The 1,680-nt window shown below is 42.0% G+C and carries 1 protein-coding gene and 1 pseudogene; both read right to left on the reverse strand.

Annotated elements, in window-relative coordinates:
- Positions 1-52 precede the first annotated feature (52 nt).
- Positions 53-622 (reverse strand): annotated as a pseudogene (locus ABLV54_RS13180) (substrate-binding domain-containing protein); the annotation flags it as partial.
- A gap of 562 nt (positions 623-1,184) precedes the next feature.
- Positions 1,185-1,385 carry a hypothetical protein gene (locus ABLV54_RS13185; protein WP_022631502.1) on the reverse strand — a complete coding sequence of 67 codons (201 nt, stop codon included), beginning with the start codon at positions 1,383-1,385 and terminating at the stop codon, positions 1,185-1,187.
- Positions 1,386-1,680 lie beyond the last annotated feature (295 nt).

The following is a 1,680-nucleotide window of genomic DNA, read 5'->3' on the forward strand; positions in this document are numbered from 1 at the left end:
CAACCCGCTACGGGGGAGACTTACCCGAAATCTGATTTATTCAACAAAGCCGTAAACGGGATGTCACTTCATGCATGTCAGGATATTTTTCTTTCTGATACTTAATCGCAAGGTCGGCCCAGTTATTATGCAGTGGTACAGTCAGTGAACCAACGTAAATCACATATCCACCTTTTCCACCCATATCTTTTGCAAGTTCATCTATATTGGCCTGAGCATATTTTTCGCTATCAATAGTTTCCACATCCCATTGAGCTATCTGCTTATCAGGGGACTCATGAGACAACACAACAATACCTTTATCCCGGGCTTTTTTTAATACAGGCTCCAGAACCGTTGCATCATTTGGTACAACGATAATTGCATTAACATTTTTAGCAATAAGGTCCTCAATGACTTTAACTTGTTGAGCCGGATCCGGGGTTGCTGGCCCTGTCTGATAGGCATTAACATTGAGTTTATCGGCAGCTTCCTTTACGCCAACCCCCATCCGGTTAAACCATGGGATACCATTGACTTTTGCAACCAAGGCAATTTCATATTTCTCTGCTGCGAATACTGAACCGGAAAAAATATATGCTGAAGACATAGCTACGCTAAGCAATGCAATTTTAAGTTTCATATTTTTGCCTTTCTGAACTGTAGGGGGTGGATGTCATGGAAAGATTACCGGTAAAGGGAATAGCTCAGGAAGTCAGGATTACGTAATTGTGAGTTATGCACATTAATGTTAAAATTCATGATTTTTTATGTTGATTTTGTGTTAAATCATGAGGGATTGATGGGGGAAGACAAAATAAAATGTTAATTAATGGTGGTTTTAAATCATATTATTTAACCATTTGATAACATTTCAGGGGTTTTAGGTGATGCCCGAATACAGCGAATTTAAGTCATAAAATTAATTTTTTATTTCGCATGTCTCATTAGTAATTTTTATCACCATAGATAAGTCTGCTGACCGGGGAACCAGCATGCGGAAAAAAGATATGTGATTTGCAGGGGTATACACCGATACGTGCATCAGCGACTGACAACGTCTCTTACTGGTAATGAGGAGCAGGGTGGAAAAATACTTTTTCTGCAAAGTCGTGAACCCCATCTGGGGGTGTTATCTGCCTTCACAGAGATGTTGCCGGAACACAATAATGAACAGGCCGGATTATGCTATCCGGCCTGTTGTGTCAACTTGGTGATTTTTCGACAAATAGATTGAGATGGTAGCGGTAGCTGTCGAGGAACCGGGATTTACATGCATCATTCATACTGCCGGTGACCTGTTCAACGTCCACTTTCCGCCCTTGTGAGTTCATCTGGGCCAGACTTAATGCAATAAAATCAAAATCTTTTGGATGAAACTTTTCTACGTGGTGTATTGCCTGCATATTCCTCCCTTTTAATCGCCATGAAGAGTAAGGTTTATGCTCTGCTATTTTCAGTATGGCCCAGCCTCTCGATATTCTCCTGCAGAGTCGCGAAAACTGTGAGGCCAGCCGCAGATTTTGTACTTTAGGGCGTTTCCTGCCGCCGCAATCCGCCTGTCAGGCCGTCTGGTGGAGGTAAATGCTGCCATGAAGTTGCAACCCAGAATGATTGAGCTGTCATCAGGCGTATGTTTTATTTTTTTATGGCTTTGTTGAATAAATCAGATTTCGGGTAAGTCTCCCCCGTAGCGGGTTG

It is taken from the genome of Klebsiella sp. JB_Kp042 (assembly GCF_040065275.1).
GTDB lineage: Bacteria > Pseudomonadota > Gammaproteobacteria > Enterobacterales > Enterobacteriaceae > Klebsiella > Klebsiella quasipneumoniae.